The sequence below is a fragment of the Nostoc sp. UIC 10890 genome (assembly GCF_054786515.1).
In genome coordinates this window covers 4,708,653-4,724,111 of sequence record NZ_JBSGKF010000001.1, presented here as the reverse complement: position 1 = coordinate 4,724,111, position 15,459 = coordinate 4,708,653, and the positions used below count along the sequence as shown (strand labels likewise).

The 15,459-nt window shown below is 39.9% G+C and carries 5 protein-coding genes and 1 pseudogene; 3 read left to right on the top strand and 3 right to left on the bottom strand.

The genetic code is table 11. The annotated features are described in order from the left end of the window. Nucleotides 1-118: 118 nt before the first annotated feature. The 3 genes and pseudogenes from ACWATR_RS19540 to ACWATR_RS19530 all read right to left on the bottom strand — a co-directional run. Nucleotides 119-5,944 (bottom strand): AAA family ATPase, encoded by a 5,826-nt coding sequence (locus ACWATR_RS19540; RefSeq protein ID WP_460335872.1) that lies wholly within the window; start codon nucleotides 5,942-5,944, stop codon nucleotides 119-121. 497 nt (nucleotides 5,945-6,441) lie between these two features. Further along, a complete protein-coding gene (locus tag ACWATR_RS19535; RefSeq protein ID WP_460340535.1) occupies nucleotides 6,442-11,871 on the bottom strand; it encodes a trifunctional serine/threonine-protein kinase/ATP-binding protein/sensor histidine kinase in 5,430 nt (1,809 codons plus the stop codon). A 90-nt stretch (nucleotides 11,872-11,961) separates the two neighbouring features. Further along, a pseudogene (locus ACWATR_RS19530) lies at nucleotides 11,962-12,111 on the bottom strand (ATP-binding protein); the annotation flags it as partial. Nucleotides 12,112-12,656: 545 nt separating this feature from the next. Here ACWATR_RS19530 and ACWATR_RS19525 point away from each other — a divergent pair. Genes ACWATR_RS19525 through ACWATR_RS19515 form a run of 3 tightly spaced genes read left to right on the top strand, consistent with a single transcriptional unit; the run spans nucleotide 12,657 to nucleotide 15,430 of the window. Continuing rightward, nucleotides 12,657-13,742: an ABC transporter substrate-binding protein gene (locus ACWATR_RS19525; protein ID WP_460335868.1), complete on the top strand. Its 1,086-nt coding sequence runs from the start codon at nucleotides 12,657-12,659 to the stop codon at nucleotides 13,740-13,742. A gap of 35 nt (nucleotides 13,743-13,777) precedes the next feature. Beyond that, the gene (locus ACWATR_RS19520; protein ID WP_460340532.1) at nucleotides 13,778-14,671 is read left to right on the top strand and encodes an ABC transporter permease; all 894 of its coding nucleotides are present in this window, start codon (nucleotides 13,778-13,780) and stop codon (nucleotides 14,669-14,671) included. 54 nt (nucleotides 14,672-14,725) lie between these two features. After that, nucleotides 14,726-15,430, top strand: coding sequence for a Uma2 family endonuclease (locus tag ACWATR_RS19515; RefSeq protein WP_460335864.1), 705 nt, complete (start codon nucleotides 14,726-14,728; stop codon nucleotides 15,428-15,430). Nucleotides 15,431-15,459 lie beyond the last annotated feature (29 nt).

Genomic DNA, 15,459 nt, shown 5'->3' with positions numbered 1-15,459 from the left:
TTTACAATACTGAGTGCTGAGTGTTGAGTAAATTAAGAAGTACTCAGTAGTTATGTAGTTGGGTTTTAGCCCCGCCCCTTGTGGGTGGTCTTTCTTTTAACTCAGCACTCAGCACTCTTCATTGCCGCACTGGAATTGTAATCACAAACTCTGTGCCTTGTCCTGGGCAGGAGTTGCAGTGTATCAAACCCCCGTGTTTTTCCACGACAATTTGACGAGCGATCGCCAACCCCAACCCCGTCCCTTTTCCGACAGATTTCGTGGTAAATAAATGGTCAAATATCTTTTGCTTAACTTCTTCACTCATTCCCTTAGCATTATCAGCAATCGTTATTTGAACCTGATTATCTTTCAATGAGGTTTGAATTGTAATCTTGTGAGGATTTTCCTGAATATCTAAAAAGCTCCGCCCATAATTCGACTCATCTAAGGCATCAATGGCATTGGCAAGGATGTTCATAAAGACCTGATTTAATTGTCCAGGAAAACATTCAACTTGGGGTAAATTGTCATACTCAGTTATTACTTCAATTGCTGGGCGTTGTTCGTTAGCTTTGAGGCGATGTTTGAGAATTAAAATCGTACTGTCAATACCTTCGTGGATGTTAAATGGCACTTTGTAATCTTTATCTGCACGGGAGAAGGTTCTTAAACTAGTGCTGATGTTTTTCAGGCGATCGCACGCCATCACCATTGCATCAATTGCCTTGGGTAAATCTTCTAAGGTATAATCTAAGTCGATTTCTTCAGCATGGTAAATAATTTCATCACCCGGATTAGGTAAACTTTCTTGATAAAGTTTCAAGTGTTTAACAACATCAGCAATAGTGGGTTTAGCTTGTTTGAGACTCACAGCAATAAAGCCCAAAGGATTATTCATTTCATGGGCTACCCCAGCAACTAAATTACCCAGTGCTGACATTTTCTCGCTCTGAACAATTTGTAATTGGGCTTGTTGTAAATCTTCTAAGGCTGTTCCCAGTGCTTGAGATTTTTCTGTGATCACTGACTCAGCTTGTTTGCGATCGCTAATATTAATAGTTGTCCCAACTATGCGATAAACTTTGCCAGTTTCATCTTTTAATGGGCTTAGTGTAGTTAACCACCAAGCTTTCTGGTCATTAAAGGTTAGACATTCCTCATAGGTGATAGGTATTTTGGTTTGGAAACAACGCAGATGATTTTGATATACTACTGCACCTTGATGACCATGTAATTCTTGCGGAGTTTTACCTAGCACTTGGGAAGCAGGTATACCAACTGCAAGTTCGCACAATTTACTCCATCCTGTGTACTCAAACTTACCATTATCCCGGATATCAAGCACAAAAATCAGACAGCCAATACCTTCGTAAATACTACTGAGAAACTTTTCTCGCTCGTGGAGATGATTATATAATTGGGCATTTTCCAAAGAAATTGCGGCTTGAGTGCAGAGGAAGTTTACAACAGAAAGGCGATCGCTAGTAAATACCCCTTGAGTCAGTTGATTTTCTAAGTAAAGAATTCCTACCAAACGCCCTTGATTAATAATCGGGGTAGATAGTACACTCTGGGGTTGCATTAGGTGCATATATTCCCCAATTAACCCAAGAATATCTGTTTTGCAATTGTCTATAACGACTGTTTGCTTGGTATTTTTGACATAATTGATAATATTTCCAGGAATATCTTGACAAGTATCTAGTGATTGTGGGTCAAGAATAGTTTGTATTTCCTGATGATTAATCGAGGTAATTGCCCTAACTTGCCAAGTATCATTGTGGGGAAGAATGAGTGCAACTTTTTTCGCGCCGGAGTTTTCGAGGATAATGCGGGTGAGGCTGGTAATGAGTTGATCTAATTCCAGAGAACTGGAAATAGCTTGAGCGGCTTTGAGGACAGAGGTAAAATCTAGTGTATCGGAAATACTGCTGCTGTCAGTGCTAGAAGTGCGAGTAGATGAGGAAGTCCCACGGAAGTTAACAGTTTCTAAGGGGTTGAGGCTGATTCGTTGGTGTTGCAGAATGGATTGGAGTAGTTGGGGATAGCGTTTTTCTAGGTTTTCTATTTTGGCTTTTGCGCCCCAACGAGCGTAGCAATAGTATGCTTGGTGCATATATGCTTGGGCAAGTTTTTCTTTACCCCAATCAAGGTAGAATTTGGTTGCTAATTCATTGCTAAGTGCTTCTTCGTTAACATATTCGTTTTCTTTGGCGAGGAAGATGGCGCGATCGTAATGTTCAAGTGCTTCTGCTTTATTGCCCAACACTCGTTGTTTTTCAGCTTCAACTAAATGCCATTTATGCAGATGATTCATGGGAGCATTTTGCGCCGAATGGTGCAGAGTGCTTTGATGAATTTTTACCTGGGCAAGAATTTCGGCCTGTTCAACTTTTGACTGGGTGGAAAATAGCGCCAGGTGCGTCAGGGCTGCATAGAAATGGAAAATCGGTACAAAAATCAATCCTGATACTGCGAGTAAATACTGCTGGCATTGTTCAATGTAAGCGATCGCAGCTTTGTAATTACCAAAAGAATAGGCAAGCAACAGTTTGTAGACATGGAGTTCGGCCATCACCGTCAGTTCATTAGCCTGGCGATGTTTGGGAATCATCACCGTTTCATCGTAGATAGTGCCGCTCAAGCAATCCGGTTGAATCTGGCTTTCCCTAAAGTTCTGTGCCGCTTGCCGCATTATACTTACATAGGTCTGGGCAGAATGTTGCTTCGCCTGAGTCAAGGCGGCGTTATAACTTGCTATATCTGACTCCAAATTGTTTAATTCAGAGCCACTCCAAAAGACTGCATAACTGTAACAACATAAGTTATAACCAGCGTGTAAAAAGTCGCCAGTTTCCATACCAGACGAAAAACCAGCTTTCACTGTCGGTATTGTTGCCGAGAGAGCTTTTTGGTGATGCTGAATAAAGCCGCCAAACAACATTAAAATTGTGGATTTGAATTCTGGCACATTGAACCTCTCCAGCAATGAGAGCGCCAATTGCCCAAAGCCATAGCCTGTTTCGACCTCTCCCAAAAAGGCACACAGCACCATTCCGTGAAGCCCATACCCCACCGTGGAGGCGGGCGTATTCCCAAACTGAAGCGATAGACTCACCATTTTGGAACTAATTAGGGGCAATAAACCCGGCATTCCTTGGAAAACGGGTGCAAACAACATTCCTAATAGCTTCATGGCTGGTTTTGCTTGGGGATCAGTCATCACTGGGAGATCAGCTAGTTCCTCAATTCGTTTGCCTTCGAGTTGACTGGCAAGGACTTGTAGAGATTTAGCAATCTCAGCATTGTTTGGCTCAATAGGTAGCTCAACCCCCAATTGTTTTAAGGCATCTCTACCCACTGCGATCGCTTCTAATATTCTGCTCTGGGCTGTCTGAGCAGCAATTTGAATTTCGTAAATTTTAACTTTGTCTAAAATCGTCTGGGCTGATTGCAACACCAGTACCGCTATCTGTTCCATGCCATCAAAGTCAGCATTTAAGTAGGCAGCTTCGGTGGCGGCAACGTAGAGACTCAGGGTCAATTTATATTGATCTTGCCAGCAGTTGACTGTGAGTAGCTCAATCCCAGTCTGTAAATAGACTCTGGCCGCAGTGTATGCAGTAGAACTTTTAGCTTTACCTGCTGCTGCCAAGTTCAGTTGAGCCAAGGCTTCTCGCTCGTTTGATTGGGTCATTAACTCTTGTCCTAAATTCAAATGCCCGACTATATCAAACAGTTTTTCCTCTTGTTCTATTTGAGAGGAATTTTCTAGAAGTAATTGGCCAATTTTGAGATGAGTTGCTTGTTTTTGGTTATCAGGAATTAGAGAATAAGCAGCTTGTTGTACTCTGTCATGTAAAAATTTATAAGAAACTGTCATTTGTCCATTGTCATTGGTCATTTGTTTTTGACTATCTACTAATGACAGATGACTAATGACTAATGACTCTTGTTGATAAAACTTATAAACATCACTAATCGGTAAAATTAAACCTTCTTGTAAAGCTTTCCATAAACTAGCAGCCGTTTCAATTTCTGATGATTCCGAAACAATTGCCAAAGTTGCTAAATCAAATTGATTGCCAATACAAGCCGCTAGTTGCAACACATTTTGAGTTGATTGATGCAGTCTTTTTAATTGAAATACCATGAACTTAACAACATCATCTGTAACCGCTTGTTGATTTGTTTGAGTAATATCACATTGCCAAAATCCTGACTCAAAGTTAAATTCGATTAAGCCATCCTGATGTAATGCTTTGAGAAACTGGATAGCGAAAAACGGATTACCTTGAGTTTTCTGAGATACTAGTAGAGAAAGAGGTAGTGCCAAATTTTCTGTACATTTAAGTGTATCAGCAACTAATTGATTCACTTGCCCTTGACTAAGAGGTGCTAAAGTAATCGTGTTAATTGTTGCGTCTGTTTTTTCAATATCATTCAAAGTCAACATTAACGGATGTGCTGGGTTGACTTCGTTATCACGATAGGCACCAATTAAGAAAAAATATTTTGTATCAGTCATTAATAACTGCATTAACATCAGTGATGCCGAATCAGCCCATTGCAAATCATCTAAAAACATCACTAATGGATGTGCATCACTGGTAAAGACTTGGGTAAATTTCTGGAATAGTAAATTAAATCTATTTTGTGCCGCCGTTCCTGATAATTCTGGCGCTGGTGGTTGTTTGCCAATAATTCTTTCTAATTCGGGGATGACTTCAATAATTACTTGTCCGTTATCACCTACAGCCGCTAAAATCTTGGTTTTAAATTGCTGGATTTGAGCATCGCTTTCTGCTAATAATTGCCCCATTAAATCTCGGAAGGCTTGGACAAATGCCGAAAAGGGAATATTTCGTTGAAATTGGTCATATTTCCCTTTGATAAAATAACCACGTTGTTTGACGATTGGTTTATGAACTTCGTTAACTACAACGGTTTTACCAATACCGGAAAAACCAGCTACCAACATCATTTCTGTTGCACCAAGACTAACTCTTTCAAATGCTTGGAGTAAGGTTAATACTTCGGTTTCTCTTCCATAAAGTTTGTCGGGAATAATAAAGCGATCGCACACATCTTGTTGAGCAATTGGGAAACGCTTAATTTCACCAGTTTCTTGGAGTTGAGATAAGCAATTTTCTAAATCAAATTTTAGTCCTAATGCACTCTGATAACGGTCTTCAGCATTTTTTGCCATCAATTTCATCACGAGATCACAGATAACTTTGGGAATCTCTTCTCTATCCCCTAACATTGGTGGAAGTTTTGCTAAATGACAATGTACCAACTCCATCGGATCATTTGATTGAAAGGGTAAAACTCCAGTGAGTAATTCGTAAAAAGTTACACCTAAAGAATATAAGTCAGTACGATAATCAATCCCCCGATTCATTCTTCCTGTTTGTTCTGGAGAAATATAACTAAGTGTTCCTTCCAACACATTGAGATTCATCAGAGTTTGAGTTTCCCGTGGTAGTAGGGATGCAATACTAAAGTCAATTAATTTAACTTGTTTGGTTTCTGGATTAATCAGGATATTGGCGGGTTTAATATCTTTATGAATAATGCGATCGCGGTAGAGTATATCTAAGGTATTGCACAGTGCGATCGCTATCTGTAAAAACTCCATCAAAGATTCTAGCCTTCCCCTTACTCCCCAATCCTTGAGAGAAATCCCCCCAAAGTCTTCCATCACTAACGCATAGCCATTTTGGTATGGTTCCAGGCTATAGGTTTGAATGATTAGAGGTGAGTTAAGATTTTTGGCAATGGTGTACTGATTGCGAAACGACAAGAGTTCGCCCAAACTCGGATAAGGATTTTTTAGTAGTTTAATTACTATAGGTAAAGAGTCCGTCTCTCGATAACCTCGATAAACCAGAGTTCTAGAACCATTGTAGAGTTCTTCGCTAATTTTATATCCAGGAATATTAACAAGAGTGCTAACCATACTATTAAATCCTAATCATTTACAGATATAGTGTTCCCAGATAGATAGTGAAGTTGTTTATAAACAAGAGCAAAAATTTACGCCGAAATTTCAATAAAAAATCCCGTATCATCACTTAGAATCGAGTTAAAACTCAACTTATTACTGTGGGTGTATTCGATAATCTGAAGAGCGATCGCTAATCTCAAATCTGTACTTTTACTGACAAATTTTGTAGTAAATAATATTCAATTAGTTTTAAATTTTAAATCCAAAATTCAAAATCGTTATCAGGAAATATTGACACGAGTGCTAACCATACTGTTAAATCCTAACAATTTAATTTACAGATATAGTGTTCCCTGATATAGGAATCCGCTTTGATTTCTGAACGAATTTGCGTAGACAGGCAATAGGCAACAGGCAACAGTCAAGAAGGCTTCTTAATTGTACTGAGTTTTTTCAGAAATCAAATATGAGTCCTATATATAAAGTTGTTTATAAACAAGAGCAAAAATTTACACCGGAATTTCAATGATAAATTCTGTACCTTCACCCATAACCGAGTTAAAACTCAATTTTCCGCCGTGGGTTTCTTCAACAATTTGACGCGCGATCGCGAGTCCCAATCCTGTTCCTTTACCGACAGCTTTTGTAGTAAATAAATGGTCAAATATTTTTGATTTGACTTGTTCACTCATTCCCTTGGCATTATCCGCAATAGCAATTTTAACTAGATTAGTTTCAACTGAGGTTGTAATGTTAATGCGGTTAGGATTGGCATTAACTTCTTCAAAGCTTTGCCCATAATTAGATTCATCTAGGGCATCAATGGCATTTGCAATCAGATTCATGAATACCTGATTTAATTGACCAGGGAAACATTCAATTTGAGGTAAATTACCATAATTTGTAACAACTTTAATAGCGGGACGTTGTTCGTTAGCCTTGAGACGATGTTTCAAAATTAAAATTGTGCTATCAATACCTTCGTGAATGTTAAATGGCACTTTGTAGTCTTGATCGGCACGAGAGAAAGTTCTTAAACTGGTGCTGATGTTTTTGAGGCGATCGCACGCCATAGACATGGAATCAATCATCTTGGGCAAGTCTTCTAAGGTATAATCCAAGTCGATTTCTTCAGCATGGTCTATAATTTCATCGACTGGATTTGGTAGATTTTCTTGATAGAGTTTCAAATGTTTAACAATATCAGCCAGGGTAGGTTTGGCTTGTTTGATACTAGCAGCAATAAAACCGAGAGGATTATTCATTTCGTGAGCTACACCAGCAACTAAGTTACCCAACGCAGACATTTTTTCACTTTGAACAATTTGTAATTGGGCGTTTTGCAAGTTGCGTAATGCCTGTTCTAATTCTTGGGCATATTGCTGCGATCGCTCATAAAGTCGAGCATTTTCCAAAGAAATCGCGGCTTGAGCGCAGAGTAAGTTGAGCAGTTCGACGCGATCGCTTGTAAACGCCCCCGTTGCTAGATTATTTTCTAGATATAAAATGCCTACCAACTTACCTTGATGCAAAATCGGGCTGCACAAGATACTTTTGGGCTGCTGACGGATGATATAGGGGTCATTGGCTAAGGTGCGATCGGCACTTGCATTCACCAGCACAGCAGTTTGCTTGTCATGCAAGACTTTGTAAATCACTCTGTGGGGAATGTCCTGGCTATCTTCAATGGGAATACGCTGCAAGACAACTGCCTTTGAACCTGTGGTAATTGACCCTTTGATTAACAGGCGCGAGTCTCGCAAGAGCATGAACACGCATTTATCAGCCCCCGCATTTTCGATGACGATCGAAAGTAACGATGAAAGTAGATTTTCCAGTTCGATTTCAGCGGAAATAGTATGAGAAGCTTTGAGAATAGTAGCTAAATCTAAAACCAAAGAAACATTACTACTGGATATGGCCGAACTGGTGGAGGTGACACTACCCAATGTGAACAGAGTCTCCTGAGTGGAGAAAGGAGAACGGGTTTGCTCTAATATAGGTCTAAGTAGTTGCGGATAGCCAGCTTCTAGGTCAGCTACTTTGGCTTTTGCACCCCAACGAGCGTAGGCATAGTAGGCTGCAATCATGTATTCTCCGGCTATGCGCTCTTTGCCCCAATCTAGGTAGAATTTTGCTGCCAGTTCGTTAGCAAGTGCTTCTTCTTGGGTATATTCGTTGGCTTTGGCTAGAGTTATCGCCTTGTCGTAAAACTCAATTGCTTCGGCTTTTTGTCCTAACACTCGACATTTTTCTGCCTCTACCAAATCAACTTTATGTTGATAATTCATGGGTGCATGATCCGCCCATTGCTGTAACTTGGTTTGGTTTTCTATTACACTCTGCAATGCTTCTGATGTTTCATCTAACTGTGGATTTAATTGTGCCAAAGTTAGCAGAGAATCATAAAGATAAAATACTGGTTCGGTGACTAATCCCGCACCAGCCATAAAATAGTGCCTGACTTCAATAGCATGATTTTTCGCTGGCTCAATTTCTCCAAACAAGAAACAAAGCATTAGTTTATACAAATGGAAAATATACAATCCATATCCATCTTTGGCAGACTCTAGCTGCTGGAGAAATTCCGTTTCTTCAAGGGCTTTCCCAGACAAAAGGGTGGTATGTTCTGCAAGACCTAGCAGATTTAAAACAGGTTGCCAATAGATCCGGCTATAATTTGCGGTTGTCAATTGATTTAATTGCATCAAACTATGGCAGTAGGCGCAAATATCCTGCTCTAAGGTAGCCAAGGATTGACCACACCAAAAAGAATTGAGACAAAAACTGTGGCCATTGTACCCAGCAAGTACCAAGTTCCCAAATTCTACGGCAGTGGTGTAACCTTCTTGCAAGAGGGGTAGTGTTTCTTGAATGTGAGATTTGCGGTGTACAACAAATAACCCCAAGATCATCAAAACATCTGTTTTACTTGCTTTGGCATCGAGTTTTGAAATAATCTGGAGTGCCAGGGAAGCAAACTGCGATCCTGTATCTACGACTTGGAAGAAATTGCAGAGAATATTGGCATAGTTCGCATAGCCGAAAGCAGAAGTCGATGTGTTACCGTACTGAATTGATAGTTTAACGGACAAACTATTCAGCAATGGGTACAGCGCAGAGCCAGTGAGGTAAGCTGCCGGGCTGATGATATTGACAATTTGAAGAGTACCGAGTTTTTCTGCATCGGTCATTTCAGGCAAGTGAAGCAAATCAGCGATTTCCCTATCTCCAATGAGTTCCTCAATCTCTTGGATTTCTTGTTGAATATCTGATGGTGCGGGTGTTTCAGGAAAGGTAACGCCAAGCTGTTGTAAGACTTGTTGGCCGATCGCGATCGCTGATGTCAGTTTACTTTGGGAAATATGAGATTGAATTCTAATACAGTAAACATTGACTTTTTCAGGTAAGGAGCGTGCCTGTTGAATCACAATATCAATGAACTGTTCCATCGCCTCAAAGTTACCGTTTAGCATTGCTACTTCCGCAGCTAATTCATATAAGGCGAGGGTCATTTCATACTGCTGCTGCCAAGTATTTTCTGCCAACAAAGACAATCCCACTGTCGCATATTCACGCGCTGCTTGATAGGCGGTTGAAGTTTTAGCTTTGCGACAGGCAATTAAATTGAGTCCAGCTAATTCTTCTCGTTGAGTTGGTTGGGTAATTAAAGCAGTTCCGTGATTTAATTGATTGACGATTTCAAAAATCCGGTCAACTCTAGCTTGTGCGGAAATCTGTTGTAGAAGGAGTTGTCCGATTTGGTAATGAGTCGTTTGTTTTTGGTCATCAGGAATTAGGGAATAGGCTGCTTGTTGAACGCGATCGTGCAAAAATTTATAAGAAACTGTCATTTGTCCATTGTCATTGGTCATTTGTTTTTGACTATCTACTAATGACAGATGACTAATGACTAATGACTCTTGTTGATAAAACTTATAAACATCACCGATCGGTAAAATCAATCCTTCTTGCAATGCTTTCCAGAAATTGGCTGCGGTTTCTACTTCTGAGTGTTCTGAAACAATTGCTAATGTTGTTAGATCGAACTGATTGCCAATACAAGCAGCTAACTTCAGAATATTCTGGGTTGCTAAGGGTAACTTCTCTAACTGCAACGCCATAAATTCTACGACATCATCGGTCAAGGCTTGTTGATTAATTTTGGACAGATCGCATTGCCAACAGCCTAACTCCAAGTTAAATTGAATGAGATTTTCTTCGTGTAGGGCTTTGAGAAATTGGGTGGCAAAAAATGGGTTGCCTTTAGTTTTTTGATAGACTAATTGTGAAAGGGGTAATGCCAAATTTTCTGTACTTTTTAGGGTATCAGCGACTAATTGATTGATTTGGGATTGACTCAGGGGTGTTAAAGTAATAGTATTAATGACTGCTTGTTTTTTTTGGATTTCACTCAAAGCCAGCATTAATGGATGGGCTGGATTGACTTCGTTATCCCGATAAGCACCAATGATGAAAAGATGACCTGTATCAGCCATTAATAGCTGCATCAACTTTAATGATGCTGAATCAGCCCATTGTAAATCATCTAAAAACATCACTAATGGATGTTCGGCGCTAGTAAAGACTTGGGTGAATTTTTGAAACAATAAATTAAAGCGATTTTGGGCTGCTGTTCCTGATAATTCTACTGCTGGTGGTTGTTCACCAATGATTTTTTCTAATTCGGGAATGACTTCAATAATTACCTGACCATTCTCTCCAACAGTTTCTAATATTTGATTTTTCCATTGCTCTAGTTGGACATCACTTTCGGTTAACAATTGCCCCATTAAATCCCGGAATGCTTGCACAAATGCAGAGAAGGGAATATTGCGTTGAAATTGGTCATATTTCCCTTTGATAAAATAACCGCGTTGCCTAACAATTGGTTTATGAACTTCGTTGACAACGGCGGTTTTCCCAATACCCGAAAAACCTGCGACCAGCATCATTTCTGTTGCACCAAGACTGACTCTCTCAAATGCTTGCAGTAAAGTTTCTGCTTCTGTTTCTCGTCCGTAGAGTTTGTCGGGGATGATGAAGCGATCGCATACATCCCGTTGTGCGATCTCAAAACTTTGAATTTCACCAGAAACTTGTAACTGATATAAACATTTTTCTAAATCCAATTTCAGTCCCAAGGCACTTTGATATCTGTCTTCCGCATTTTTCGCCATCAGTTTCATCACGATATCGCACAAAACTTGCGGAATTTTTATCTCCTTTATTTCACTTAAATTCGGTGGATTTTTGGCAATATGACAATGGACTAACTCCATCGGCTCTTTGGATTCAAAAGGTAACTTTCCTGCCAGTAATTCGTATAAAGTTACTCCCAAAGAATAAAAGTCACTTCGATAGTCAATCCCCCGATTCATTCGACCAGTTTGTTCCGGGGAAATATAAGCGAGTGTCCCTTCTAATCCATTAGGATTTATCAAAGTTTGTGTTTCTCGTGGGAGTAAAGATGCAATACTAAAGTCGATTAATTTAATTTTTTTGGTTTCGGGATTAATTAAAATATTGGCGGGTTTGATATCTTTATGAATAATCCGCTCTCGGTAGAGTACATCTAAGATATTGCAGAGTGCGATCGCAATTTCTAAAAACTCCTGTAGAGATTGCCCCCTTCCCTTAACTTCCCAATCCTTGAGAGAAATCCCCCCAAAGTCTTCCATCACCAGCGCATAGCCATTTTGGTATGCTTGGAGGCTGTAGGTTTGGACAATCAGAGGAGAGTTGAGATTCTTGGTAATGGTGTACTGATTCCGAAACGACAAGAGTTCGTTAAAATCTGGATATGGATTTTTCAGCAGTTTAATGGCTACAGGTAATGAGTCAGCCTCTCGATACCCTCGATAAACTACGGTTCTCGAACCATTGTAGAGTTCTTCGCTGATGCGATATCCGGGAATATTGACAAGAGTGCTAACCATATATACTGCTAAATCCTTAAGATTTCCAGGTTTAGTATTCCCAGATATCTGAAGCGTGTTTAACATTAAATACAAAACTTATACTGGGATTTAAATGATAAATTCAGTACTTAGACCCATAGCTGAGTTAAAACTCAATTTTCCGCCGTGGGTTGATTCGACAATTTGACGAGCGATCGCTAATCCTAATCCTGTTATTTTTACAACAGTTTTAGTGGTAAATAAATGCTTAAAAAGCTGACTATATTTTTTGATAAATTTAATTTCTGGTCTGGGCGAGTTTCTGAAGTTTTGAGGCAATGTTTGAGAATACTAGCTGAAGAAGCGATCGCTGCGCTGGAATATTCTGCAACTCAGGAATCTGTCGCAGCATCTCGTAGCCATCCATCTCTGGCATCATCAAGTCGTAATAATCTGGTCAGGATGAATCTTTCGCGCTTCCCGAGTTCCCCGCAAGCGAGGTGGGGTGTTAGGGACTTTTGCAAGAGACTCCATGAACACGGTGAGCGCAAAGCGCACGCTACGCGAACACAACGAAGGAATGAAAATATTTCTTTTCCAGTCCCCAATCCCCAATCCCTATTTTCAAGGCAGGTCTTTTATAGCTCAAGCTTGATTAAATAGATTAAAAATCGTGCCTTAAACTAGCCGATAACCGTAACTTATTAACAGTTGCACAAGTAGATACACTTAAGTTAATGTTTAAACTAGCTATGAGCACTCCAATTAAAGGCCTATCTAAAATCAATCGGCAACAACACAGAAGATGATTAACTATTAACTTCATGACTAACAGACGCCAATTTTTAAAAGGGGTGGCAGCGCTTTCTGGCTTATCTTTAGCTGGTTGTGGCTGGAGGCTAGCTGAAGTACGTGCTAATTCTAATACTAATGGTCAGCGTGACCAACTTTATATCTTTACCTGGACGCAATATACTGACAATCAATTACTGAAAAATTTTAGCACCCAAACTGGCATAAAAGTGCTAGCGGATGTATATGATTCCAATGATGTCATGCTAGCTAAGTTGCAAGCTGGAGGCGGTGGCACTTACAGCATCATCAACCCATCTGATTACATGGTGCAGAAGATGGTAGACAAAGGTTTGCTAACAGAAATAAATCACGATCGCTTAATTGGTCTAGAGAATTTATTTCCCCGGTTCCAGAATCCTAGTTATGACCCCAATAACCGCTACAGTATCCCTTTTAACTGGGGAACAACAGGTTTACTTTATAATTCCGAGAAAATCAAAAATCCACCACAAGACTGGGATTATCTTTGGCAAAATCAAGAGCAACTTAATCAGCGGATGACCTTGCTCAATGATGTTCGAGAGGTGATGGGTGCGACGTTAAGAATGCTAGGTTATTCTTACAACTCAAAAAATGAACAAGAAATCAAACAAGCTTATGAAAAGTTGAAGGAACTAAAACCTGCGATCGCACGTTTTGACACCGACGCTTGGCAAAATCAAATTCTGGCAGGAGATTTACTATTAGCAATGTGTTATTCAGCAGATGCAGTGAAAATCTCTCAAGAAAACCCTAAACTCAAATATGTGGTTCCTCGCAGTGGTTCTTCATTATGGACAGACACTATTGTGATTCCCAAAACAGCCCCAAACCAAGCTGGAGCCTATGCTTGGATTAACATGATTTTGCAACCAGAAATAGCAGCCCAAATCACTCAACGTCTAAATATTTCTACACCTAATAGCGCTGGATTTGAACAATTGCCAAAAATAATCCAAAACAACGTTAATTTGTTTCCGCCAGAGTCACTTTTACAAAATTGTGAACGTGTTACTCCTGTAGGAGAATTTGAAGAGGTTTATGATCGTTATTGGACTCAATTGACCAGCAGTTAAAACAGTTAGGAGTTAGGAGTTAAAAGTTAGGAGTGATTAATTTGGAAAAAAATGAGATTTCTAAAATAGAAGAATTGCATCGCCCCGTCAGAAATTGGCTCCAACCCTTGTTATTGCTTGCACCATCTGGCATTTGGTTATTGCTTTTGTTGGTGTTGCCAACTTTGATAATTTTCGAGTTAAGTTTAGTTGCAGACATTCGACCGGGAGATTTGGTCAATCCCAACGGATTCAAAAACTACATCCGAATATTTGACTCCCTTTATGTGCAAGTAATTGGGAGATCGCTATTTTTTGCGTTTGGCACCACAATAATTTGTTTAATTTTGGGCTTCCCCGTCGCCTATTGGATTGCTCAGATAGCGCCACAGCGTTGGCGAAATTTGCTGTTATTAAGCTTTGTCTTGCCTTTGTGGACTTCTTCTTTACTTCGCTCCTATGCTTGGATTACAATTCTTCGTCCTACTGGTTTATTGAATAGTTTACTCAGCAATTTAGGCTTGCCTACTTTGCAATTACTTAACCAGAGTCAAGCTGTATTGATTGGGATGAGTTACAGCTTGTTACCATACATGGTTTTGATTTTATATGCTTCTCTCGAAAAGCTAGACAAGCAGTTGCTAGAAGCCGCGGCTGATTTAGGTGCAAATCCTGTGGAAACTTTTTTCCAAGTAACTGTACCGCAAATTTTGCCGGGAATTGCAGCTGCTTCCATGCTTGTATTCATCACAGGTTTGGGGGATTTTGTCGATCCAGAATTACTCGGTGGTGCTTCTAGTATGACGGCGGCGCGGTTAGTTTATAACCAGTTTCTTGGAGCAACGCAAAATTGGGGATTTGGTTCAGCCTTGAGTATGACGTTAATTTTGCTTGTTAGTGTTGCGATCGCACTTTTAATTAAGTTTGGTGAAGCTACACCCAAACGTTAAACTTTTGTTCGCTCATTTATAATAAAAGCATTAAACGCCAGCGAGACAACGGTTATGCTCTCACCTGATCTCAAAAATGCGTTACCAACTACTGATGAACTTCCCTGTTCAGATGATACACCAGTGGATAACGAAGATCAAAACTTTTTGCCCAATATTTTACTCTTTTTACTTAACTCCATTTGGGCAAATCGTATGGATTGGTATTTCGGAGTAGATATGGGAGTGTATCACACCACTGGAGTAAATCCCAGAGTACCTGTAGTACCAGATGCTTTTTTGAGTGTGGGAGTAGAACGGAAAAAAGGTGGCAAATCACGCAAAAGTTACGCAGTTTGGGAAGAAAATGGGATAGTTCCAATATTCACATTAGAAATGGTATCCCATACCCCAGGCGGTGAATATGACGAGAAGCTAGATATCTACAGAAAACTCGGTGTATTGTACTACGTAATTTATAACCATGAGTTTTGGCGACGCGACCAACATCAACCCTTTGAAGTGTATAAGTTGATAGATGAAAATTACCAACTACAAATAGGTGAACCCTATTGGATGCCAGAGGTAGGGTTAGGTATTGGGCGACACCAAGCTGTAATTGCCGGGATACAACAGGAGTTTTTATGTTGGTATGATCAGCAAGGAAATCGCTATTTGACAGATGCAGAACAGGCACAACAAGAACGGCAAAGGGCTGAACAGTTAGCGCAGTATTTACGTTCTCTAGGTGTAGATCCAAATAATCTAACTGGTAATTAAGGCGATCGCGTCCCCAGGATTGATACACT

Bases quoted from the DNA above. Each gene is read 5' to 3' on its own strand.
- ACWATR_RS19540 (WP_460335872.1), bottom strand. From the start codon at position 5,944: ATGGTTAGCACTCTTGTTAATATTCCTGGATATAAAATTAGCGAAGAA.
- ACWATR_RS19535 (WP_460340535.1), bottom strand. From the start codon at position 11,871: ATGGTTAGCACTCTTGTCAATATTCCCGGATATCGCATCAGCGAAGAA.
- ACWATR_RS19525 (WP_460335868.1), top strand. From the start codon at position 12,657: ATGACTAACAGACGCCAATTTTTAAAAGGGGTGGCAGCGCTTTCTGGC.
- ACWATR_RS19515 (WP_460335864.1), top strand. From the start codon at position 14,726: ATGCTCTCACCTGATCTCAAAAATGCGTTACCAACTACTGATGAACTT.